The following is a 22,167-nucleotide window of genomic DNA, read 5'->3' as shown; positions in this document are numbered from 1 at the left end:
TTTTCCGTACAAGCCGTGCGGATTGTATTGGCTTATCAGCAAGTGGCGAAAGCTCTATCGTTTGCCCATCCCCACTCCTTCACCGCAACAAGGAACCCCAACATGACCCGACTCGCAGACAGCGGCACCTACTCCCTCGGCGCACGCCAGGTCTATCGGCTTGGCTATGGCGCCATGCAGCTCGCCGGCCCGGGCGTCTTTGGTCCGCCGAAGGACCGCGACGCTGCGCTTGCCGTCCTGCGCGACGCCGTGGCCGCCGGCGTGAACCACATCGACACCAGCGATTTCTATGGTCCGCACATCACCAATCAACTGATCCGGGAAGCGCTCGCGCCCTATTCCGACGATCTGGTGATCGTGACGAAGGTGGGCGCGGTGCGCGGCGACGATGCCTCGTGGAATCCCGCGTTCTCGGCCGAGCAGCTGACCCGTGCGGTGCACGACAACCTGCGCAACCTGGGCCGCGACGTGCTGGACGTGGTCAACCTGCGCGCCATGTTCGACGTCCATGGCCCGGCGGAAGGGTCCATCGAGGAACCGCTGTCCGTGTTGGCCGGCCTGCAGCAGCAAGGCCTGATCCGCCACATCGGGCTGAGCAACGTGACGGCCACGCAGGTGAAAGAGGGCCGCGGCATCTGCGACATTGTCTGCGTGCAGAACCAGTACAACGTCGCCCACCGGGCCGACGATGCCCTGATCGACGACCTGGCCCGGGAAGGGATCGCCTACGTGCCGTTCTTTCCGCTGGGCGGGTTCAGCCCGTTGCAGTCGTCCATCCTGAACGATGCGGCTGCGCGGATCGGCGCGACGCCGATGCAGACGGCGCTGGCCTGGCTGCTGCGGCGCTCGCCGAACATCCTGCTGATTCCCGGCACGTCTTCGCAGAAACACCTGAAGGAAAACCTGGCGGCGGCGTCGCTGCAGTTGCCGGACGAAGTGGCCAAGGCGCTGGACGGCATCGCGGCGAACAAGACGGCGTAAGCACCAACTTGAACCACCTGACGCCGGACGCGCCTGCGCACGCAAGCCGGCGGCAATAAAAAACCCGCCTGCGCAACTGCAGGCGGGTTTGATCAACCGGAAAACCCCAGCGGCATCAAGCCGCCAGACGTCCCTCGATCTCGGTCTTGGTGGTGCGCAGTTCGTCGGGCAGGCCTTGCGACAGCTGTCCGAAGAGCTCATGGTGCAGCGCCAGTTCCTCGCGCCACGCGTTCTCGTCCACCGACATGACCTGCTCGAACTTGTCCGGGCTGAATTCCAGGCCGGTCCAGTCGATGTCCTGGTAGCTGGGCGACACGCCGAAGACCTGATCCACGCCCTTGGACTGGCCGTCGATGCGGCCCAGCATCCAGCGCAGCACGCGCATGTTGTCGCCAAAGCCCGGCCAGACGAACTTGCCGTCCGGACCCTTGCGGAACCAGTTCACGCAGTAGATGCGCGGCAGCGTTGCGCCGGCGGCTTCGAGCTGCTTGCCCAGCTTGAGCCAGTGGCCGAAGTAGTCGCTCATGTTGTAGCCGCAGAACGGCAGCATGGCGAACGGGTCGCGGCGCACCACGCCTTGCTGGCCGGCGGCCGCGGCGGTGGTTTCCGAGCCCATCGTGGCGGCCATGTAGACGCCTTCGACCCAGTTGCGCGCTTCGGTGACGAGCGGCACGGTGGTGGAGCGGCGGCCGCCGAAGATGAAGGCGTCGATGACCACACCCTTGGGGTTTTCCCATTCGGGGTCGATGGACGGGCACTGTGCGGCGGGCGCGGTGAAGCGCGCGTTCGGGTGCGCGGCCTTGCGGCCGGTTTCGCGCGCGATTTCAGGCGTCCAGTCCTTGCCCTGCCAGTCGACCAGATGCGCCGGCGGCGTGCTGGTCATGCCTTCCCACCAGACGTCGCCGTCGTCGGTCAGCGCGACGTTGGTGAAGATGACGTTGGCCTTGAGCGTGGCCATGGCGTTGAAGTTGGTCTGCTCGCTGGTGCCCGGGGCCACGCCGAAATAGCCGGCCTCGGGGTTGATGGCGTGCAGGCGGCCGTCCGGGCCGGGCTTGATCCAGGCGATGTCGTCGCCGATGGTGGTGACCTTCCAGCCGTCCATGCCTTGCGGCGGGATCAGCATGGCGAAGTTGGTCTTGCCGCAGGCCGACGGGAAGGCGGCGGCGACGTGGTACTTGCGGCCCTTGGGCGAGGTGACGCCCAGGATCAGCATGTGTTCGGCCAGCCAGCCCTGGTCGCGGCCCATGGTGGACGCGATGCGCAGCGCAAAGCACTTCTTGCCCAGCAGCGCGTTGCCGCCGTAGCCGGAGCCGTAGCTCCAGATCTCGCGGGTCTTGGGGAAATGGACGATGTACTTGGTGGGGTTGCACGGCCAGGCCACGTCGGCTTCGCCGGCGGCCAGCGGCTTGCCAACCGAATGCAGGCACGGCACGAAGTCGCCATCGGTGCCCAGCACGTCATAGACCTGCTTGCCCATGCGCGTCATGATGCGCATGTTCACGGCCACGTACGGGCTGTCGGACAGTTCGACGCCAATGTGGGCGATGTCCGAGCCCAGCGGGCCCATCGAGAACGGCACCACGTACAGGGTACGGCCGCGCATGGCGCCGTCGAACAGGCCGCTGAGCGTGTCGCGCATTTCGGCGGGATCGGCCCAGTTGTTGGTGGGGCCGGCATCTTCGGCGCGGTCGGAACAGATGAAGGTGCGGTCTTCGACCCGGGCCACGTCGGACGGGTCGGACCACGCGAGATAGGAATTGGGGCGCTTGGCGGGGTTGAGCCGGCGCAGGGTGCCGGCCTGGACCATCTGTTCGCACAGGCGGTCGTACTCTTCCTGCGAGCCATCGCACCACACCACGCGATCGGGCTTGGCCAGCGCGACGAAACTGGCGACCCAGTCGATCAGTCCGCGGTGCTTGACGTACGCGGGTACGTTCAAGGCTGCCAATCCCCCGTCCAAAGGCTTATTCATTGGGGCTATCTCCATACTATGGCTAAAGGTGATACGGCCCCAATTGAGGGGGCCGTATCCAGTTTGCGCCATCATACTTGCAGCGCCGGGCAGCCAGTCAACCCATCCACATGGGCGAGATTGTCACCGGGTGAGTCCGTTTACGCGGGGTATCCGGCACGCAACTCCCTGCGGATGATCTTGCCGGTCGCGGTCGTGGGCAAACTGGTTACAAAGCGGATCGCGCGCGGATACTCGTGGGCTGCAAGCCGGGTCCGGACATGCGCCTGCAGCGCCTTGACCAGCGCCTCGTCGCCCACCACACCCTCGTTCAGCACCACGAACGCCACCACGATTTCCGTACGTTCAGCATCCGGCATGCCCACCACCGCCGCCATGCGCACGGCGGGGTGACCGATAAGGCAGTCTTCGATGGGTCCCGGGCCGATCCGGTAGCCGGCGCTGGTGATCACGTCGTCGTTGCGGCCCACGAAGCGGATGAAACCTTCCGCATCGCGCACGCCGATGTCGCCGGTCAGGAGGTAATCGCCGGCAAATTTTTCCGCCGTGGCCTCCGGGTTCTTCCAGTACCCCAGGAACATGACGGGATCGGGGCGCAATACGCCGATGTTGCCCTCCTGTCCATCGGCCACTTCGGCCCCGGTGTCATCCACAATAGCGACCCGGTGCCCGGGCGCCGCGCGCCCAATGGCGCCGATGCAGGGGTCGAACAGCGACGAGCACGAGGACACGATCATGTTGCATTCGGTCTGGCCGTAGAACTCGTTGATGGTCACGCCCAGCACGCGGCGGCCCCAGTCGATCAGTTCGGCGCCCAGCGATTCGCCGCCGCTGGCCACCGAGCGCAGCGCGCGCGGCCCGGCGTGATCCGGCCATTCGCAGCCGCGCATCATCTTCAGCGCGGTCGGCGGCAGGAAGGTGTGCGTCACGCCGTGGCGCGCCATCAGTTCCAGCGCAGACGCGCCGTCGAACTTTTCAAACCGCCGAGCCAGGACCGGCACGCCGTGGTGCCATGCGGGCAGCAGCACATCCAACAGCCCGCCGATCCAGGCCCAGTCCGCTGGCGTCCACATCAGGACGGCGTTTTCGGGGAAGAACTCGTGCGACATCTCCACGCCCGGCAGGTGGCCGAGCAGCACGCGGTGCGCATGCAGCGCGCCCTTGGGTTTGCCGGTGGTGCCGGAGGTGTAGATGATGACCGCCGGATCGTCGGCCGCCGTCGGGACCGGGTCGAAGGCGTCGGACTCGAGCGCCAGGCTTTGGTGGAACGGCAGCGCGCCTACCGCAGCCGCGGCCCCGGCCGCATCGCCATCAATGCAATAAATCACTTTCAGGTCGGGCAGGCTGTCGCGGATTTCCAGCAGCTTGCGGCAGCCTTCCGCGTCCGTGACGAGGGCCGCGGCCCCGCTGTTGGCCAGCCGGAACTGGATGGCGTCCACGCCGAACAGCGTGAACAGCGGCACCGCCACCGCGCCCATCTTGTAGGCGGCGACGTGCGCGATGGCGGTCTCCGGCGCCTGCGGCAGGTAGATGGCCACGCGGTCGCCGCGCCGGATGCCGTAGCGCGCCAGGCTATTGGCGAACTGGTTGGACTGCGCCTTGATCTGATCGAACGTGTAGCGCGTCTGCGCCCCGTCGCTCTTTTCGTAGATCAGGGCCAGCCGGCCGCTGCCGTCGGCCCATTTGTCGCACACGTCGACGCCGATGTTGTAGGCCGCGGGCACCTGCCACTGGAATGCGGACGCGACTTGCGCGTAGGAATCTGCTCTGTGCAGCATGGTTGTCTCTTGATAGTTATGGTTGTTGCCATGAAGGACACGCGGCGGCGGCCGGAAGCCTTCCGCCTTGCCACGAAGTTGACCGTCGCTCAATAATAGGCCCTCGCGCGGACGGCCAGACAGGTCGCCCGCCCCTTTTTCGCCTGTAGCCTGCATGGAAAAAAGCCCAGCCGTCCCGATGCGCCGCCCGCCGGCCAGCGCCAAGTCCGAACAACGCATCCGCGACATCCTGCGGGTCGCGCGCCAGGTGTTCTCCGAAGCGGGCTTTCACGCGGCCACCACCACCGAGATCGCGCAACGACTGGGCGTCTCGGAAGCCACCGTCTTCACCTACTTCGGCGGCAAGCGCGAACTCTGCGTGCGCGTCATCAGCGACTGGTACGACGAAATCATCGCGCGGGTGGAAGACCACCTGCCGCACATCCACGGCGCGCGCGCCCAGTTGCATTACCTGGTGCACACCCATCTGCGCCACCTGCTGGCCGAAGGTCCCGGTCTGTGCGCGTTCATTCTTTCCGAGGGGCGCGCGCGCAACGACGATTTCGGCGAGATCTACGCCGACCTGCAGCGCCGCTACACCGCGCCGCTGATGCGCATCCTGGCGCAAGGCCAGGCCGACGGCGACATCCGCCAGGACATGCCGCTGCGGCTGCTGCGCTCGGCGGTGTACGGGCCGATGGAGCACGTGCTGTGGGACGCGATGCGACGCGGCGCGGAGGTCAATGTCGACGTGGCCGCCACCGCCGACCAGCTGGTCGGCTTCCTGTGGCAGGCCCTGCAGCCGCCGCGCCAGGACGCCCTGGCGCTGGCGCAGTTCCGGGGCGAAGTCCAGAACGCGCTGCATCGGCTTCAGTCTTCCGAAAACAGCGACGGCGGGACGTACTGAGGAAAGCCGTTGTAGGTTTCGCCGCGCTCGGCCGGCTGCAGGTTCCACGAATGGCGTGCGTTCGGCACGCCGCCGTCCACCCGGATCACGGTTCCATTGATGAACGCCGCCGCGGGCGATAGCAGGAAGACCACGGCCGCGGCCAGTTCGGCCTCGGTGCCAAAGCGCTGTAGCGGCACCTTGGTCTTCAGTTCGCGCAGCACGCCGCGGTAGTGCTCGTCGTAGCTGTCCATGCCGCTGGAAGCGATCCAGCCCGGCGCCACCGCGTTCACGCGCACGCCGGCGTACGCCCATTCGCAGGCGGCGGTTTCCGTCAGGTTCCACACCCCCGCGCGCGCCGCGCCCGAATGCCCCATGCCCGGCATGCCGCCCCAGATGTCGGCCAGCATGTTGACGATAGCGCCGCCGTGCTGGCGCATGTGCTGCGTATAGACCTCGCGCGACACCAGGAAGGTGCCATGCAGGTTGTTCTGCACCACGGCGTTCCAGCCATTGAGGCTGATGCGGTCCAGCGGCGCGGGAAACTGGCCGCCGGCGCAGTTGAAAAGACCGTGGATGGCGCCGTGGGCGGTCAGCGCATCGGCGACGGCGCCGCGCACCCCGGCTTCGTCGCGGATGTCGCAGGCGTGCTGGCTGATCCGACCGGCGGCCTCGGGATAGACGCGGGAGATTTCCTCGGCCGCCGCGCCCAGCTTGTCGGGGTTGCGTCCCACCAGCGCCAGACCGGCGCCCAGCGCGGCCAGCTCATGTGCGGTGCAACGGCCCAAGCCACTGCCGCCCCCAGTCACCATGACCGTCTTGCCGTCGAACAAGCCCGGCCGGAATACCGATGCGTAGCGCGCATCAGGGGCACTGCTGCCCGCGTGCTGGTTCATGTCTATCTCCAAAATTTTTTGTTGAGGATAACTCAATCCATTGGAAACAAGCATCGCCGCGCCGCGCTTTTACCAATAGAATCAGCCGGACCGATCGGCATATCTGTTGAGCCACCATCAATAACACCGGAGACCGCGCATGACGCTGAACGCCCCGCTGGACCTGACCCTTGACGGCCCCCTCGCCCGCCTGACGCTGAACCGGCCGGACATGCGCAACGCGTTCGACGAGACGCTGATCGCCGCGCTGACGGCCGCGATCAAGACTGCGGTCGACGATCCCCAAGTGCGGGTCCTGCTGCTGACGGGCGCGGGCAAGGCATTTTGCGCCGGCGGCGACCTGAACTGGATGCGCAAAATGGGCACGCTGACCGATGCGGACAACCGCAAGGACGCCACGCGGCTGGCGGACATGCTGCACACGGTCTGGACCTGCCCGAAACCCGTCGTCGCCTGCGTCAACGGCGACGCCTACGCGGGCGGCATGGGGCTGGTGGCCGCGTGCGACATCGCGGTTGCGGCGGACAGCGCGCACTTCTGCCTGTCCGAGACCCGGCTGGGCCTGCTGCCCGCCACGATCAGCCCCTACGTGATCCGCGCGCTGGGCGAACGCGCGTCCAATCGCTATTTCCTGACCGCCGAACGCTTCGACGCCGCCACCGCGCTGCGGCTGGGGCTGGTGCATGAGGTGGTCCCCGCGGCCCAGGCACTGGAGGCCGCCGAAGCGCTCTGCCGCACGCTGTGCGCGAACGGCCCGGGCGCCGTGCAGGCCAGCAAGCGGCTGGTGCGCGACTTTGCCGGCCGGCCGCTGGACGTCGCCCTGATCGCCGACTCGGTCGAACGCATTGCGGCCATCCGCAGCACCGAGGAAGCGCGCGAGGGCGTAACGGCCTTTCTGGAAAAGCGCGAGCCCGCCTGGCGCAGCACGCCCTAGCGGCGTCAAGGGGAGTCGCACCATTGATGCCATAATCCAGGGCGGATCTCCTGGAAGTCTCATGCCGCAAGCCACACCGCCCGCTTTTCCTCCCCTGAACGCCGAACGCCTCTGGTCGCGCGTCGACACCCTGTCCAAATTCACCCTGCCCGACGTCCCCTGGACGCGCCGCGCCTTTTCGCCACTGTTCGATGACGCGCGCGCCTGGCTGCGCAGCGAGTTCGAAGCCGCGGGCCTGACGACGCGCCTGGACGCGGGCGGCAATCTGGTCGGCACGCGGGCGGGGCGCGATGCCTCGCGCAAGCCGATTTCCACCGGTTCGCACTGCGATACCGTCATGGCCGGCGGCCGCTTCGACGGCATCATCGGCGTGCTGGCCGGCATTGAGGTCGCGCACACGATGCAGGAACACGGCATCACGCTCGACCACCCCTTCGAGGTCATCGACTTCCTGTCCGAAGAACCCAGCGACTACGGCATTTCGTGCGTGGGCAGCCGCGCGCTGTGCGGCCAGCTCAGCGCCGACATGCTGGACGCACGCAATCCGCAGGGCGAGACCCTGGCGCAGGGCATTGCCCGCATCGGCGGCGATCCGTCCGCGCTGAACGCCCCGCTGCGCCGCGCGGGCGAAACCGCCGCCTTTGTCGAACTGCACATCGAACAAGGTCCCGTGCTGGAAAGCCGCCAGCTGCCGATCGGCGTGGTCACCAACATCGTCGGCATCCGCCGCGTGCAGATCGTGGTCGAGGGCCAGCCTGACCACGCCGGCACCACGCCCATGGACATCCGGCGCGACGCGCTGGTGGGCGCGGCCCGCATCATCGACGCCGCCAACCGCCAGGCCAGCGCGGCCAGTGGCAATCCGCATTACGTCGTCGCCACCGTCGGCCGGCTGGCCATGACGCCCAACGCGGCCAACGCGGTGCCGGGCCGGGTCGAGATGACGCTGGAAATGCGCAGCGACAGCAACGCCGTGCTGGACGCCTTCCCCGAAACGCTGATGGCCGGCGTGGCCGGCGACCTGAAGGCGCTGCGCCTGACCGCCGGCTTCACGCAGCTCAGCCGCGCGCAGCCCACGGACTGTTCGCCGCTGGTGATGGACGCGGTCAAGTCGGCCGCCGACCAGCTTGGCTATGCATCGATGCGCCTACCCAGCGGCGCCGGCCACGACGCCGTGTACATGGCGCCCACCGGCCCCATCGGCATGATCTTCATTCCCTGCCTGAAAGGTCGCAGCCACTGCCCTGAAGAATGGATCGAACCCGCGCAACTGCTGGACGGCACCCGAGTGCTGTATCAGTCGGTGCTGGAACTGGACCGCGTGCTGCGCGGCGCTTGAGACACACGATGGAACAGATAGAACTCAACGACAGCACCGCCGACCGCTTCCTGCTGGATGCGCGCGGCCTGTCGCTTATCGTCTTTCACAGCCGCACCTGCGGCACCTGCCGCGTGGCGCGCGAGCAGCTTCCCGCCGTGGAACTGCCCGTCGAGCGCATCTGCTGGATCGACGCCGGCGACAACCGCGGCCTGGTCGAGCGCTACGAGGTCTTCCACCTGCCCGCCATGTTCGTCGCCCGCGACGGCGCGTTCTATGGACCGGTGCAAGCCTCGCTGGCCGAATGGGACCTGCGCCAGCAGATCGGCCTGGCGCTGGACAGCTACCCCGCCGAACTGCCGTGAGCGTCGCCGCCGCCAAACCGCTGCGCCTGCCGCTGGACTCGCTGGCCACCAGCGCCATGCTGGCGCTGTGCGTGTGCTGGGGCTTCCAGCAGATCGCCATCAAGCTGGTCGCGGGCGACATCGCCCCCATCATGCAGATCGGACTGCGCTCGACCTTCGCGGCCCTGGTGCTGGCCGTGGTGGTGTGGCGCGCTGAGGGGCAGCGCGCGTTCACCGACGGCACGTTTCTGCCCGGCCTGATCGTGGGCCTGCTGTTTGCCGGCGAATTCCTGTTCGTCGCGCAAGGGCTGGTCTACACCACAGCCTCGCACATGTCGGTGTTCCTGTACACCGCGCCCATCTTCGCGGCGCTGGGCCTGCACTGGCTGCTGCCCGAAGAGCGTCTGAAGCCGCTGCAATGGGCGGGCGTCGCGCTGGCCTTCTGCGGCATCGCGGTCGCGTTCCTGGTCAAGGGCGGCCAGCCGTTGGCGCACGACGGCGCGCGCAACATGCTGCTGGGCGACGCAATGGGATTGCTGGCCGGATTGCTGTGGGGCGCCACGACGGTGGCGATCCGCAAGACGTCGCTGTCCGAAGCGGCCCCGGCCAAGACGCTTTTCTATCAGATGGCCGTGGCCTCGGTGGGCCTGTTGGCCTTCGCGGCCGCCACCGGCCATCATGGCATCCGCTACACCCCGGCGGCCATGCTCAGCGTCGCCTTCCAGTCGGTCGTCGTCGCGCTGACCAGCTATCTGGTCTGGTTCTGGCTGCTGCGCCGGTATCTGGCGTCCCGGCTGTCCATCCTGTCGTTCATGACGCCGCTGTTCGGCGTCAGCTTTGGCGTGCTGATCCTGGATGAACCGCTGGATGCGGGCTTCGTGATCGGCGCGGTGATGGTGCTGGCGGGAATCACCCTGGTCAGCGGGGCCGAAATGGTGCGGGAACGGTTGCGCAAGCGTCAGGCGAAGCGCGGTTCCCATCATGGTTAGCTCGGCTTTTTCCAGACGGCCCGGGCGGATATAACGGACTTTTGCCGCCGCCGGGCTGGCGGTGTCGTTCTGCCCGGTGCGCGGCCTCGGCCTGGAGGTCAAATGCAACCCTGGCACAGCGACAACCCCGCCCTGACCCGCGCCTTCGCGCCGGTCTTCGACGAACGCGACGATGCGGACCTGCCCATTGAAGGCGCCCTGCCCCCCGGCCTGTCCGGCGTCTTCATGCGCAACGGGCCCAATCCGCAATTCGAGCCCGGCCCGGGCTATTCCTATCCGTTCGACGGCACGGGAATGATCCACGCGCTCTACCTGGACGGCGGCGGACGCGCGCGGTATCGCAACCGTTGGGTGCTGACCGCAGAACTACAGGAAGAGCAGACCGCCGGCCACCGCATCTACAACCCGACGTTCGGTCCGCCGCCGTATGCCAATCTGGCCAACACCAACGTGCTGCGCCATGCGGGCCGCATCGACGCGCTGTACGAAGGCGGCTTCCCGTACGAGCTGGACGACGCGCTGGGCACCGTGGGCGCCACGTCTTTTCAAGGCAAGCTCACCGGCGCGTTCTCCGCGCACCCCAAGGTCGACCCGCTGACCGGGGAAATGCTGGCAATCAACTACGACCTCATGGCGGGCACGATTGAGTACATGCGGCTGGACGCCACGGGTCGTGTCGACCGGCAGGTGGCGTTTTCAGCGCCCTGGCCGGCGCTGGTTCACGATATCGGCCTGACCGCCACCCACGTGGTGGCGTTTGTCTGCCCGCTGGTATTCGACTTCAGCCGCGGACCGAAGGCGCCCGGCTGGGAGCCGCAACGCGGCACACAAGTGCTGCTGGTGCCGCGCGACTGCACCGACGCGGCGCAGATCCGGTGGATGCACGTCGCCAATGCCTACGTGGACGGCAACGTGATCGAAGCCGTGCTGCCCTGGCACGATGGCTACGGGCCCACGTCGCGCAAGCGGCTGGAGATGCATCGGCTGCGCATCGATATGGCAAGCGGACGCGTGGACGACCAGACGCTGGACGACCAGCCCTGCGAGTTCGGCCGGGTCAACGACGCGTGGCTGGGCAGGCGCACGCGGTTCTGTTATGCCGGGCTGCGGGATCCGCGTCCGGGCGAAACGCCGCAGCCGGGCGCCTTCGAGGCCTTTGCCCGCTACGACGTCGAGACAGGTGCGAAGACCGTGTACCGGCTTCCCGCCGGGCAGACCGCGTGCGAGCCGGTGTTTGCCGCCGATCCGGCCGGTGCGGGTGAAGCGGACGGCTACATCCTGAGCTTCGTGCACGCGGAAGACGACGCGGGCGGCCGGTTCATCGTGCTGGACGCTCGCGACCTGGCTGCCGGGCCGGTTGCGCAAGTGCGTCTGCCGCGCCGCGTGCCCGCCGGGCTGCACGGCTCGTGGATGCCGTCGCCGGCGGCCATTTAGGCTTGGGATCAGGTGCGCCGCTGGCCCAGGTTTAGGACGATCAGCCCCGCCCCTGCCATCACAAAGGCGAAGCCCCACCAATCCGCCGGGGCCGGCCGGTCGCCCACCAGCGCCATCGCGCCCAGCACGCCCACGACCGGCACCATCAGCGTGGTCAGTGCGGCGACGGTGGCGCTGACGCGCTCGCTCAGCACGAACCACAGCCAGTACGCGACCGCGGTGCCCAGGATGATGTGAAACGAGAGCGCCCCCGCGACGCTGGCGGTCCAGCCGCGCGTGGGAAAGGATTCGCCGGCGATCAGCGCGCCGGCCAAGGCGCAGCCGGCGCCGACGACAAGCTGCCACGCCGTGATCACGATGCGGTTGCCCGCGACAGGCCAGCGCTTCAGGTACACGGTGCCGGCCGCCCACCCGAAGGCCGCCACCAGCGGAAACACCAGCCCTTTCGCAGCGGCGACGTCGTTACTGCCGAACACCGCCTGCAGCACCGGCCAGGCCAGCACGGCGACGCCGCACGCGCCCAGCAGCAACGCCAGCCCGCGGCGACGGTCCAGGCGTTCGCCCAGCACCAGCCACGCCAGCAACGCGGACATCATCGGCATGGTGAAGGTCAGCACCGCCGCGCGCGACGTGCTGGTGCTGAGCTGCGCCCAGGCCACGGCCAGATTGAAGACGGCCACGGCCAGGATGCCGCCCACCGCAATGCCCGGCCACGCGCTGCGCGGCGGCAACAGCGGCAGCCGCTTGGCGCCCGCCAGCAGCAACAGCAGCAGCGCGCCGCTGCCCAAGCCAAGCACGCGCAAGGTGAACGGCGGGAAGATCGACAGAATGATCTTCACCGCCGGCCAGTTCAGGCCCCAGAACAGGGCCAATGCCACCGGAATCAGGCGCACGCCGCGTGCTCTCCCTAGCCGTTGCGGCCCTGTTCAGCGGCGATCAGCGCCGCCAGCCCCTGGCGCTGATCGCCTTCGGCGTCGAAGTTGTCCGGGCTGAGCCAGCGCTCGTACGCGGCGCGCAGCACGGGCCATTCGCTGTCGATGATCGAGAACCACGCCGTGTCGCGGCTGCGGCCCTTGTAGACCGTGGCCTGCCGGAAAATGCCCTCAAAGGTGAAGCCCAGGCGCAGCGCGGCAGCGCGCGATGGCGCGTTCAAGCTGTCGCACTTCCATTCGTAGCGGCGGTAGCCCAGCTCGTCGAAGGCGCGGCGCATAAGCAGGAACTGCGCCTCGGTGGCGATGCGGGTGCGCTTGAGCTGGCGCGAATAGGACACGAAGCCGACCTCGATGACGCCGTTGGGCGCGTCGATGCGCATCAGCGCCAGCGTGCCGACGGCGCGGCCCGTCGCAAGGTCGATGATGGCGTGGTGCATCGGGTCCGGGCTGTTCTGCGCGGCGTCGGCGAACGTCCGGTAGGCGGCTTCGTCGGCAAACGGCCCGACGCCCATGTACGTCCAGTCGCTGTCGTCGGGCGCCTGGCTGAACGCCTGGTACAGGTCGGCCGCGTGGCGCTCGGCCGACAGGGGTTCCAGGCGGCAGTAGCGGCCAAGCGCGGGATCGAGCGGCGGACGCGGACGCGTGGTCCAGCCGGGCAGCGCCGGGCCGATGGGTTGCTGCAAATCGTTGGTGCGGGGTTGCATGCGGGCGATGCCTCAAGAATCGGTTCAGGGCGCGCCGCCGACGGTGGCGGGCGCAACACCCAGGGCCTCACGATATCGGAACCGTGGCATCATAAAAAGCGCCACGAACCTGGAATTTAATAGGGCCATGATCGAAACTCCCTTGAGCGATGCCGCCACTGTCCCGCTGCTGTCCAGTCCGCTGGCGCGTGGTCCGGGTTCGCTGCCGCGCCAGCGCCAGCTTATCCAGCGCCTCAAGCAGGCCATCCTTGCCGGACAGCTTCCCGCAGGCGGCAAGCTGCCGTCGTCACGCGCGCTGTCCGAAGAACTGGATATCTCACGCAACACGGTGCTGATCGCGTACGAACAATTGACGGCCGAAGGCTACGTGATTGCCGACCGCCAGGGCACCCGCGTGGCGCCGCTATCCGCCGCCGTCCGCAGCGCCGCGCGCGAGGCGGCTCCCCTCCCCGCGCAGCCGCCGGCCACCGCGCAGCGCCTTGCCCGCATCGTCTCCACGCGCTATACGCAGGACGGCTCCCTGCCGATGACGCCGGGCACGCCCGCGCTGACGCAGTTCCCGGTCAACGCGTGGCGCCGCGCGCAGGACCGCGCCCTGCAGTCGGCGCCGGCCACCGCGCTGGGCTACGGCCATCCGGCGGGCGAGCCCGCGCTGCGCGAAGCCATCGCCCAGTACCTGCGCGTGTCGCGCGGCGTGCATTGCGACGCCTCGCGCATCGTCATCACCGAAGGCGCGCAAGGCGGACTGGCGTTGTGCGTGCAATTGCTGACCAACCCCGGCGACACCGCCTGGCTGGAAGACCCCGGCTACCGCGGCGCCAAGTCCGCCTTCCATGCGGGGGACCTGAACGTCGTGGCCATGCGGGTCGACGCCGACGGCATCGTCATCCCGGAAAGCGCCTGGACCCGCCAGCCGCCCCGGCTGATCCAGACGACGCCGTCGCACCAGTACCCGACCGGCGCGGTGCTGTCGCTGACCCGCCGGCTCGATCTGCTGGAACGCGCGCGCCGCGCCGGCGCGTGGATCATCGAAGACGACTACGACAGCGAATTCCGCCACCAGGGCGAACCGATCACCGCCATGCAGGGGCTGCTGCCGGACGCGCCGGTGCTGTATGTGGGTACGTTCAGCAAAACGATGTTCCCGGCCCTGCGCCTGGGTTTTCTGGTGCTGCCCGAGGCGATCGCGCGCGAGGCCATGCCGTCCATCATCGAGATGCAGCGCGGCGGCCACCGGCTGGAACAGCTCGCCATGGCAGCCTTTATCGAGAACGGCCAGTTCTCGCGCCATCTGGGCCGCATGCGGCGCCTGTACCGCGAACGGCAGGCAGCGCTGCGCGAGGCGCTGGCCTTGCATCTGGGCATCGAGCATGAGGTCTTGGGCGGGCACTGCGGTCTGCACCTGACCGTGCGGCTGCCGCCGGCCTATCCCGACACGGCGATCGTGGCCGAGGCGCGCAAGCTGGGCATGAATCCCGGCGCGCTGTCGTCGTTTGCGCTGACGCCGCGCGTTGATGACAACGGCCTGGTGATCGGCTACGGCAACACGGGCGCGGAACGGTTTCCGGCGCTGGTGCGCCGGCTGCGGGACGTGGCGCTGGCGGTGGCGCAAGCGGATTAGGCCGCGCTAGTCGACCAGCCCGCCCAGCACCAGCAGCGTCATGAACAGCCAGAACAGGAAGCCCAGAATCGAGCGCCGCAGCAGCGCCTTGATCGCGCCCCACAGGAACATGAGACCGAGCACCAGCAGCACCAGATTGAAGATCGACGGGCTCATGCCCATCGCGCCGGCCAGGCCGGCATAGAAATCCCCCAGCGCGCCGCCCAGCCCGCCCAGCAGCCATTTGATCCCTGCCACGATGGCGCGCAGGCCCTCGCCAAGCATGCCGCCCAGCGTCGCGAAAAATCCGTCTTCGGCCGGCATCAGCGGCGCGTATCCACAAGCATGCGCACGGCCAGGCCGGCCAGCACGGTGCCCATCAGCCAGCGCTGCACCACCATCCACAGCGGACGGCCCGCCAGAAATCCGGCAATGGAGCCGGCCATGATGGCGATCAGCGCGTTCACCGACAGGCTGATCACGACCTGCGTCATGCCCAGCGCCAGCGACTGGGTGAAGACGCTGCCGTGATCGGGCTGGATGAATTGCGGCAGCAGCGACACGTACATGACGGCGATCTTGGGATTGAGCAGATTGGTCAAGAGGCCCATGGTGAACAATTGCCGCGGGCTGCTCTTGGGCAGGTCATGCACCTGGAACGGCGAGCGGCCGCCCGGACGGATCGCCTGCCACGCCATGTACAGCAGATAGAGCGCGCCGCCGATGCGCAGCGCGTCGTAGGCATAGGGCACGGCCATCAGCAAGGCAGTGATGCCGAACGCGGCACAGGCCACGTAGAAGATGAATCCCACCGCCACCCCGCCCAGCGAAATCAGGCCGGCCTGCGGCCCTTGCGAGATGGAGCGCGACACCAGGTAGATCATGTTGGGCCCGGGGGTGAGCACCATGCCCAGCGCTACCAGGGCGAAAGTCAGCAGATGTGTCAGGTCAGGCATGGGGAGCCGGCGCGCGCCGGTCAGAAGTCGGATCGTGACTGCACACCTTAGCCGAAAACTGTATCGGAACAGCGGAATTTTCGGGCGGGGTTGGCGGCTCGTCGCGCTGGCGATACAGTGGACCGCTTGACCCCTTCCAGGAGCGCAGCCCATGCCGAAACGTCTTCCGTCCCCGGCAGGCCGTGCCGCCGCGATTCGAGTTGGCATCGGCGGCTGGACCTTTGAACCGTGGCGCGGCGTCTTCTATCCGGACGACCTGCCGCATGCGCGCGAACTGGAATACGCGAGCCGGCAGGTCACGGCCATCGAGATCAACGGCACCTATTACGGCACCCAGAAGCCCGCCACCTTCGCCAAGTGGCGCGACGAGACGCCCGAGGATTTCGTGTTTTCGCTGAAGGCGTCGCGGTATTCGACCAATCGGCGCGAACTGGCGGGCGCCAAGGATTCGATTGCTCGCTTCGTGAACAGCGGTATCGCCGAGTTGGGTCCGAAGCTGGGACCCATCGTGTGGCAGTTCGCGCCGACCAAACAGTTCGACCCGGAGGACTTTGGCGCCTTCCTGGAATTGCTGCCGGACAAGGTCGACGGTTTGCCGTTGCGGCACGCGCTGGACGTGCGCCATGCCAGCTTTGCCTGCGAGGAATACGTGGCCCTTGCGCGCCGCCATCGCGCGGCGACGGTGTACACCGACAGCGACGAGTTTCCCGCCATCGCCGACCGGACGGCGGACTTCGTCTACGCGCGGCTGATGCGCGCCAGCACAGCCTACAAGGCCGGTTACGCGCCCAAGGCGCTGGACGCCTGGGCGGAGCGCTTGCGGGTCTGGGCACACGGCGCGGATCCGGATGACCTGCCCCTTATCGGCAAAGCGGCTTCCGGGAAAAAAGTGCAGGCCGTCTATGCGTACTTCATCAATGGCGCAAAAGAACGCGCGCCGGCAGCGGCGCGCGCGATGATCGAACGCCTGTAGCGCCGGCCCGCACCGCTCGCGTCGCCGAACGCTTGAGGCCTCCGGTTTCCAGGTCTTATTCCGCGACTGGCGTGCGCATCGTCACGAATTCTTCTGCCGCCGTGGGATGGATGCCGATGGTGTCGTCGAACACCGCCTTGGTCGCGCCGGCCTTCAGCGCAACGGCCAGACCCTGCACGATCTCGCCCGCCTCCGGACCCACCATGTGCACACCCAGCACGCGATCGGTCTGCGCATCGACGATCACCTTCATCAGCGTGCGCTCCTGCGATTCGGTCAGCGTCAGCTTCATGGGGCGGAAGCGGCTCTCGAAAAGCTGCACCTCGTAGCCGGCTTCGCGCGCCTCTTCGGTGGTCAGGCCGACCGTGCCAATGTTGGGCAGGCTGAACACCGCGGTGGGGATCAGCTTGTAGTCGACCTTGCGGTACTCGTGCGGGCGGAACAGACGCCGCGCCACCGCCATGCCTTCGGCCAGCGCCACGGGCGTCAGCGGCACGCGGCCGATCACATCGCCGAGGGCCAGGATGGACGGCTCCGCGGTGCGGTATTCGTCATCGACCTCGATGAAGCCGTCTTCACGCAGCTTCACACCGGTGTTTTCCAGCCCCAGGTTGTCCAGCATCGGACGACGGCCGGTGGCGTAGAACACGCAATCGGTCTCGATGACCGAACCGTCCTTGCAGGTGGCGGCCAGCGATCCGTCCGCGCGCTTGTCGATGCGCGCGACTTCGGTGTTCATGCGCAGGTCGATGCCCTTCTTGACCAGCTCGTCACGCAGGTGCTCGCGCACGCCCAGGTCAAAGCCGCGCAGGAACAGCGGACCGCGATACGACTGGACGGTCTGTGCGCCCATGCCATTGAAAATGGACGCAAACTCCACGGCGATGTAGCCGCCGCCCACGACCAGCACGCGGCGCGGCAGGTCCTTCAGGAAGAAGGCCTCGTTGGAGGTGATGGCGAGTTCCTTGCCCGGAATGTCGGGCACCTGCGGCCAGCCGCCAGTTGCCACCAGAATGTGTTCGGCGCTGTAGGTCTTGCCGTTGATTTCGACCTTGTGCGGATCGACGATGCGCGCGTGGCCTTCCAGCAGCGTCACGCCGCTGTTGACCAGCAGGTTGCGGTAGATGCCGTTCAGGCGCTCGATCTCGCGGTTCTTGTTGGCGATCAGCGTGGACCAGTCGAATTTGGGCGCGTCCGCGGACCAGCCGAAGCCGTGCGCCTGCTCGAAGTCTTCGCTGTAGTGCGCGCCGTAGACCAGCAGTTTCTTGGGCACGCAGCCCACGTTCACACACGTGCCGCCCAGGTAGCGGCTTTCCGCCACCGCCACGCGCGCGCCGAAACTGGCGGAAAAGCGGGCCGCGCGTACGCCGCCCGAGCCCGCACCGATCACAAACAGGTCAAAGTCAAATGCCATGAGGTTTCCTTCGCGCGGCCTGGCGGCCGGCGTTCACTGTCCGGGAAAGCTGTATTTAACACCACGGTTGGAATACATTGGCCGCAGCCGGCCCCGCGCGCCGGGCCTTCAACGGAGTTCCTTCCATGTCGCTCGAAACCTGGCTGGCCTTCCTGGGCGCATCCGCCCTGCTCGTCATGCTGCCCGGCCCCACCATTCTTACCGTCATCAGTTACTCGCTGACTCACGGCAAACGCGCCCGGCTGCCGCTGGTGCTGGCCGTGGCGCTGGGTGATTCGACCGCCCTGGTGCTGTCGCTGCTGGGCCTGGGCGCGCTGCTTGCCGCGTCCGCGTTCTGGTTCACGGTGGTCAAGACCGTGGGCGGCCTGTATTTGCTGTATCTGGGTTACCGGCTGCTGCGCGCCGGCGTGTCGCCGGCCCCCCTGCCCGTCGCTGAGGCGGCGGGGTCGCGCTGGAAGCTATTTGCCAACACGTATCTGGTCACCGCGTTGAATCCGAAGGGCATGATCTTCTTCGTGGCCTTTTTGCCGCAGTTCATCGATCCCGCGGGAGATGTGACGCGACAGCTGTGGATGCTGTCGGCCACCTTTGTCGCCTGCGCCGGCATCAACGCCACAGCCTACGCAGTCTTTGCGGGCTCGGCCCGGCGCATGCTGGCGTCGCCCCGCGCGCAACGCGGTTTCAATCTGGGCGGCGGCGCACTGCTATCGGCCGCCGGCGTGTGGGCTTTGCTGGCGCGGCGCGTCTAGCGCAATTCGGCAGGTCGGCCGCGCCCATTTTCCGGGCTATTTCGCCGCGGCCATCATGTATTCCACGGCGGCGCGCAGCGTGGCGTCGTCTGCGGCCGAGCCGCCGCGCGGGGGCATGGCGCCCTTGCCTTTCAGCACGGTGACCATCAGCGCGTCCGTGCCCTGCGCCAGGAATGGCGTCCAGGCCACCTTGTCGCCCAGCTTGGGGGCATTGGCCACGCCGCTGGCATGGCACACGACACAGGCGGACTTGTAGAGTTTTTCGCCGGCGGGATTGACGGCGGCGACGGTGTCGGCCGCGGCGTGCTGGACAGGCAAGCCCGTCAGCGCAAGGGCAAACAGGAGTCGGGCAAATTTGGGCATGGCGGGAATTCCAGGTTGACGATGGGAACAGGTAGGAACAACGCGGCAAGACGCGCCATGCGCGTCTTGCCGTCCGGCCATTACTGCGGAATGGGAGCCGGCGCCTTGATCTGCTTCATCAGGTCGTCGTTCCACTTGCCCTCGACCTTGATGTGTCCGGCCGCGCCCAGTTCAAAGGCTTCGATCAGGTTGTGGTTCAGGTAGGCGTACACGCCCGGCTGCTTGAACGTGTACAACGCCGCGCCCGCGGAGCCGCCGCGAATGAACCAGGTTTCCAGGTCCTTTTCGGGCGGGTTGTTGAACTTGCCGGTTTCCCAGACCCAGTCGCCGTGACCGCCGATCAGGTGCGGGCGCGTGTCGCGGTTGGCCTGCGAGTGGATCAGCAGCACGGTTTCGCCGACCTTGGCGGTGAGCGCGTTGTCGCCCGTCAGCGCGCCGACCTTGCCGTTGAAGACGATGTGCGACGGGGTCAGCTTGCGCATGACTTCGACCGTATCGCCGTAGCTTTCGGCGAGGGTCGCGTAGTCCTTGTACTTGCCGTTGGCGTCCTTGGGGATGTACAGGTCGAACTCGCCGATCGTGTAGGCGCGGTCGTACTTGAGCGGCTTGCCCTGCGGGTCCTTCAGGCCTTCGCGCGGCAGCACCATGATCGTGCCGCTCATGCCGGACACCACGTGCCACGGCACCATGCCTTCAGGCGCACAGTGATAGACGAAGGTGCCGGCGCGGTCGGCCTTGAAGCGCAGCGTGGCCTGTTCGCCGGGGTTCACGTTGGTGAGCTTGGCGCCGCCCAGCGCACCCGTCGCGGCGTGGAAGTCGACGTTGTGCGGCATCGCGTTGGACTTGGGATTGACCAGGGTCAGTTCCACGTAATCGCCTTCGTGCACGACCATCGTGGGGCCGGGCATGGATCCGTTGAAAGTCATGGCCTGCAGCGTGGTGCCCTTGCCGTCGATGACCATCTTCTTTTCTTCGATGGTCATGGTGAATTCGACGACCTTGGGACCCGACTTGGCCACCTGCTCATGCTGGTGGACCATCGGCGGGGCAACCAGCGTGACCTTGGCGCGCGGCAGCTTGTCGGCATTCTGGGCGGAAGCCAGACCGCCCGCCATCGTGAACATCAGGGCGGCGGCAAGCAAGGTGGGGCGCAACGCGTTCATGTGCTACTCCTCTTTCGGTTTCTTCAAAGCCGAGTCTGTCGGCACCTCCATTGAAGAACCGCGAGCAATCGCGTTCTTTGCTGTAGCGCAAATTCGGGATAACCCTGCAGGCGGCCGCACGTTGTCAGGGTGATCCCCAGGTGTCACCATCGACGCGTGGAAAATTTCTCCACGCTTACAAGCGGACCGCCATGCCATCGCCCTTATGCCATGCCCTGCTGCGCAACCTGGATCTGTTCAGGCCTTTGTCCGATACGCAGCTTGATGCCGCACTGAAAGACGCCGTTCCATGCCGTCTTGAGGCCGGCGAAGCCGCCTACCGCCAAGGTGCGGAAGGCGCCCATTTCTTCGTGTTGCTGCACGGCTGCCTCAAGGTCACTCAAATTACATCGGAAGGCGACCAAGTTGTCGTGAGATATGTCAACCCGGGCGATATGTTTGGCCTGGCTTGCGCCATGCGGCAGTCCTGTTACCCCGCCAGCGTGCTGGCCGTGCAGGAAAGCGTCTGCCTGGCGTGGCCGGCGCAAGCCTGGGAAGGGTTCATGGCCAGCCATCCGCAATTGGGCGCGATCGCGCTGCAGACGATGGGACAACGCCTGCAGGATGCGCACATCCGCATCCAGGAATTGTCCACCGACGAAGTCGAGCAGCGCGTCGCGCGCGCCATCCTGCGGTTGGTCCAGCAATCCGGACAGCCCACGCACGACGGCATCGGCATCAGCTTTCCGATCACGCGCCAGGATGTGGCCGAGATGACCGGCACCACGCTGCATACGGTCAGCCGGCTGCTCAGCGACTGGAAGCAGCGCGGCATCGTCAGCAGCGGCCGCAAGCGCATCGTGCTGCGGTCGCCCGCGGCGCTGACCCGACTGTCCGAAAACGCGCAGCCCGCCATGGACTGCGCGTCGTGCCTGTCGTGCCGCAGCGGCTCGCCGGCAACGGATGCCGACGCCGGCGACGCCGCCATGAAACACACGGGCGCCGATCGCACCGCCGCTGAACTGGCCGCGCACTAGCCCTCTTCCAGCACCAGCCGCACCCCCAGATTGGCGGGCGGCACGCCGACCGAACAGGCGCCGCTCTTGGGGTCGCGAATGAAATCCGGCAGATACGCAATGTGCCGCCCCGCCGCGACGCGGATGCCGCAATTGCGGCTGAGGTCGGCGTCTTCCGGCGACTCCGCCCCCGTTCCCGCGTCCAGCACGCGGCGCGAGTGACAGTCCGAGGTCCAGTCCCACACGCTGCCCGCCATGTCCTTGACGCCCGCCGCATTGGCGCCGTACTGGCCGAACGGCCGCACCGCGGTTTCGGTGCCCTGCCCGCTGCGGCGGCTTTCCTGTTCGTATTCCGCCAGCCAGCGCTGCGCGGGGTCGTTGGGATCCTGGTTGTTGTCCTGCAATGCCGCGGGCGGTGTTTCTTCGCGATAGGCTTCGCCCGCCGCATAGATCCATTCGGCGTAGCGCGGCAACCGATAGCGCTGACCCGTCGACCCCGACAGCCACGCCGCGTAGGCTGAGGCATCCGACCAACTGATGCCCGTGGCGGGCAGATCGGGAGCATTGTCCTTGCGGTGTGCCGCGTCCAGCGGTTTGCAGGCGCTGGCGGCCACACACGCCGCGTATTCGGCCTGGCTGACCTGGCGCGTCATGATGGCAACGCCGCGCGGATGCCGCGTGGTGACCGGCGCGGGCGTGACGGGATAACCGTTGCGCAAGGCGTCGCCGGGAGGCTGATGGGTGACCTCGCCGGGTGGCAGCCGCGTGAGTTCCGGCAATGCAAAGCGGGCCCGGTCTGCGGGCCCG

The 22,167-nt window shown here is 67.4% G+C and carries 22 protein-coding genes; 11 read left to right on the top strand and 11 right to left on the bottom strand.

All coding sequences use genetic code 11. The annotated features are described in order from the left end of the window. The first annotated feature begins 102 nt into the window (after positions 1-102). The gene (locus RT697_RS07530; protein WP_313697834.1) at positions 103-981 is read left to right on the top strand and encodes an aldo/keto reductase family oxidoreductase; all 879 of its coding nucleotides are present in this window, start codon (positions 103-105) and stop codon (positions 979-981) included. Between the two features lie 115 nt (positions 982-1,096). Here the strand turns inward: RT697_RS07530 and RT697_RS07525 are convergent, their stop codons facing one another. Both RT697_RS07525 and RT697_RS07520 read right to left on the bottom strand, forming a co-directional pair. Beyond that, entirely contained in the window at positions 1,097-2,953 is a 1,857-nt protein-coding gene (locus RT697_RS07525) for a phosphoenolpyruvate carboxykinase (GTP) (RefSeq protein WP_313697832.1), read from the bottom strand. Between the two features lie 140 nt (positions 2,954-3,093). Further along, a complete protein-coding gene (locus RT697_RS07520) occupies positions 3,094-4,731 on the bottom strand; it encodes an acyl-CoA synthetase (RefSeq protein ID WP_313697831.1) in 1,638 nt (545 codons plus the stop codon). A 154-nt stretch (positions 4,732-4,885) separates the two neighbouring features. On the opposite strand from RT697_RS07520, the gene RT697_RS07515 reads away from it, so the two are divergent. Further along, positions 4,886-5,617 carry a TetR/AcrR family transcriptional regulator gene (locus tag RT697_RS07515; RefSeq protein WP_313697830.1) on the top strand — a complete coding sequence of 244 codons (732 nt, stop codon included), beginning with the start codon at positions 4,886-4,888 and terminating at the stop codon, positions 5,615-5,617. Here RT697_RS07515 and RT697_RS07510 read toward each other — a convergent pair. Then, positions 5,581-6,492, bottom strand: a complete 912-nt coding sequence (locus RT697_RS07510; RefSeq protein WP_313697828.1) for an SDR family oxidoreductase — start codon at positions 6,490-6,492, stop codon at positions 5,581-5,583. The two genes, RT697_RS07515 and RT697_RS07510, sit on opposite strands and share 37 nt — an antisense overlap. Before the next feature lie 139 nt (positions 6,493-6,631). Here RT697_RS07510 and RT697_RS07505 point away from each other — a divergent pair, with 139 nt between their 5' ends. From RT697_RS07505 to RT697_RS07485, 5 genes are all read left to right on the top strand, one after another. Further along, positions 6,632-7,426 carry an enoyl-CoA hydratase/isomerase family protein gene (locus RT697_RS07505; RefSeq protein WP_313697826.1) on the top strand — a complete coding sequence of 265 codons (795 nt, stop codon included), beginning with the start codon at positions 6,632-6,634 and terminating at the stop codon, positions 7,424-7,426. A gap of 61 nt (positions 7,427-7,487) precedes the next feature. After that, positions 7,488-8,765 carry a Zn-dependent hydrolase gene (locus tag RT697_RS07500; RefSeq protein WP_313697824.1) on the top strand — a complete coding sequence of 426 codons (1,278 nt, stop codon included), beginning with the start codon at positions 7,488-7,490 and terminating at the stop codon, positions 8,763-8,765. An 8-nt stretch (positions 8,766-8,773) separates the two neighbouring features. After that, positions 8,774-9,109 carry a thioredoxin family protein gene (locus RT697_RS07495; RefSeq protein WP_105238320.1) on the top strand — a complete coding sequence of 112 codons (336 nt, stop codon included), beginning with the start codon at positions 8,774-8,776 and terminating at the stop codon, positions 9,107-9,109. A 56-nt stretch (positions 9,110-9,165) separates the two neighbouring features. After that, on the top strand, positions 9,166-10,077 hold the full coding sequence (locus tag RT697_RS07490) for a DMT family transporter (RefSeq protein WP_313697919.1): 912 nt from the start codon (positions 9,166-9,168) through the stop codon (positions 10,075-10,077). 102 nt (positions 10,078-10,179) lie between these two features. After that, complete coding sequence (locus RT697_RS07485) at positions 10,180-11,511, top strand: carotenoid oxygenase family protein (RefSeq protein ID WP_313697822.1); 1,332 nt, start codon at positions 10,180-10,182, stop codon at positions 11,509-11,511. A gap of 8 nt (positions 11,512-11,519) precedes the next feature. Here the strand turns inward: RT697_RS07485 and RT697_RS07480 are convergent, their stop codons facing one another. Next, positions 11,520-12,404 (bottom strand): DMT family transporter, encoded by an 885-nt coding sequence (locus RT697_RS07480; protein ID WP_313697820.1) that lies wholly within the window; start codon positions 12,402-12,404, stop codon positions 11,520-11,522. A 14-nt stretch (positions 12,405-12,418) separates the two neighbouring features. Further along, positions 12,419-13,147, bottom strand: a complete 729-nt coding sequence (locus tag RT697_RS07475; protein ID WP_313697819.1) for a GNAT family protein — start codon at positions 13,145-13,147, stop codon at positions 12,419-12,421. Positions 13,148-13,274: 127 nt separating this feature from the next. On the opposite strand from RT697_RS07475, the gene RT697_RS07470 reads away from it, so the two are divergent. Then, the gene (locus tag RT697_RS07470) at positions 13,275-14,768 is read left to right on the top strand and encodes a PLP-dependent aminotransferase family protein (protein WP_313697818.1); all 1,494 of its coding nucleotides are present in this window, start codon (positions 13,275-13,277) and stop codon (positions 14,766-14,768) included. A 6-nt stretch (positions 14,769-14,774) separates the two neighbouring features. Here RT697_RS07470 and RT697_RS07465 read toward each other — a convergent pair whose 3' ends face one another. Continuing rightward, complete coding sequence (locus RT697_RS07465) at positions 14,775-15,071, bottom strand: hypothetical protein (RefSeq protein WP_105238315.1); 297 nt, start codon at positions 15,069-15,071, stop codon at positions 14,775-14,777. Then, positions 15,071-15,703 (bottom strand): LysE family translocator, encoded by a 633-nt coding sequence (locus RT697_RS07460; protein WP_056569853.1) that lies wholly within the window; start codon positions 15,701-15,703, stop codon positions 15,071-15,073. Before RT697_RS07460 ends, RT697_RS07465 begins: the two co-directional genes overlap by 1 nt. A 151-nt stretch (positions 15,704-15,854) precedes the next feature. On the opposite strand from RT697_RS07460, the gene RT697_RS07455 reads away from it, so the two are divergent. Further along, positions 15,855-16,676, top strand: a complete 822-nt coding sequence (locus tag RT697_RS07455; RefSeq protein ID WP_313697814.1) for a DUF72 domain-containing protein — start codon at positions 15,855-15,857, stop codon at positions 16,674-16,676. Positions 16,677-16,731: 55 nt separating this feature from the next. Here the strand turns inward: RT697_RS07455 and gorA are convergent, their stop codons facing one another. Continuing rightward, on the bottom strand, positions 16,732-18,090 hold the full coding sequence (gene gorA / locus RT697_RS07450) for a glutathione-disulfide reductase (RefSeq protein WP_313697813.1): 1,359 nt from the start codon (positions 18,088-18,090) through the stop codon (positions 16,732-16,734). Positions 18,091-18,215: 125 nt separating this feature from the next. On the opposite strand from gorA, the gene RT697_RS07445 reads away from it, so the two are divergent. Further along, entirely contained in the window at positions 18,216-18,839 is a 624-nt protein-coding gene (locus RT697_RS07445; protein WP_313697812.1) for a LysE family translocator, read from the top strand. Positions 18,840-18,875: 36 nt separating this feature from the next. Here RT697_RS07445 and RT697_RS07440 read toward each other — a convergent pair whose 3' ends face one another. Together RT697_RS07440 and nirK are read right to left on the bottom strand one after the other, a co-directional pair. Then, entirely contained in the window at positions 18,876-19,202 is a 327-nt protein-coding gene (locus RT697_RS07440; protein WP_105238311.1) for a c-type cytochrome, read from the bottom strand. A gap of 80 nt (positions 19,203-19,282) precedes the next feature. Beyond that, a complete protein-coding gene (nirK, locus tag RT697_RS07435; protein ID WP_313697810.1) occupies positions 19,283-20,365 on the bottom strand; it encodes a copper-containing nitrite reductase in 1,083 nt (360 codons plus the stop codon). 191 nt (positions 20,366-20,556) lie between these two features. Between nirK and RT697_RS07430 the strand changes: the two genes are divergently transcribed. Next, positions 20,557-21,381, top strand: a complete 825-nt coding sequence (locus RT697_RS07430; protein WP_313697808.1) for a Crp/Fnr family transcriptional regulator — start codon at positions 20,557-20,559, stop codon at positions 21,379-21,381. Here RT697_RS07430 and RT697_RS07425 read toward each other — a convergent pair. After that, the coding region (locus tag RT697_RS07425) for an SUMF1/EgtB/PvdO family nonheme iron enzyme (protein WP_313697806.1) at positions 21,378-22,167 on the bottom strand (790 nt) is incomplete at its 5' end. The genes RT697_RS07430 and RT697_RS07425 overlap by 4 nt on opposite strands.

The organism is Achromobacter sp. (genome assembly GCF_032113835.1).
GTDB lineage: Bacteria > Pseudomonadota > Gammaproteobacteria > Burkholderiales > Burkholderiaceae_B > Achromobacter.
This window is presented reverse-complemented; position numbering and strand designations above follow the sequence as displayed.